At 61.1% G+C, this 679-nt stretch carries 1 protein-coding gene; it reads right to left on the reverse strand.

Features of this window, described 5'->3' with window-relative positions; genetic code table 11:
* The coding region (locus IM303_RS22115) for a helix-turn-helix domain-containing protein (RefSeq protein WP_193360252.1) at positions 1 to 602 on the reverse strand (602 nt) is incomplete at its 3' end.
* Positions 603 to 679: the final 77 nt, after the last annotated feature.

Genomic DNA, 679 nt, shown 5'->3' on the forward strand with positions numbered 1-679 from the left:
GGCAGGCCGTAGCGTTCAAACGCGCTGACCAGCTGCTGCTGCACGGTCTCGCGCCGTTCATCGGTACAGTGCGCCAGGCACAGGGAAAAACGGGAGTGGTCGTCCAGCAGGGTGAGCGGATGGCAGCGGCCACCGCCAAAGGGAAAGTGGCCCTTAAAATCCATCTGCCAGAGCCGGTTCGGCGCGTCATGTTCGAAGCGTCCCGTAGCCGGAACGCCCGGTGATGCGCCCGGCAGCAGACCGTGACGGGCCATCAGATTATGGACGGTGCTGAAGGCGGGCATACGGTGCCCCTGGTCTTCAAGCCAGCGCTTAATCTTGCGGGCGCCCCAGCGTTGATGACGGTCATGCGCCATGCGCAGCAGGGCCGTGATGTCGTCAGATGAGCGGTTCGGGGAATGATGAGGTGCGCGGGAGCGGTCCTGAAGACCGGAGGCACCTTCCTCAGCCCAGCGCTGAAGCCACTTGTAGCCGGTGGCAGGAGAAATGCCGAACTGACGGCAGAGGAAACGGATGTTCGCCCCGTCCTGCGAGGCGAACAGCACAAACTCGGTACGTAATGACATGGTATCTCTCGCATCCCAGGGCATAAGCGACTCCATAAACGGGTTCTTATGCCTCAGTTGTAAGTGTCTACCATGTCCCCGAACAAGTGTTCACTATGTCCCCGGACCGTACA

The sequence above is a fragment of the Enterobacter cloacae complex sp. P38RS genome (assembly GCF_014930775.1).
Taxonomy (GTDB): domain Bacteria; phylum Pseudomonadota; class Gammaproteobacteria; order Enterobacterales; family Enterobacteriaceae; genus Enterobacter; species Enterobacter bugandensis.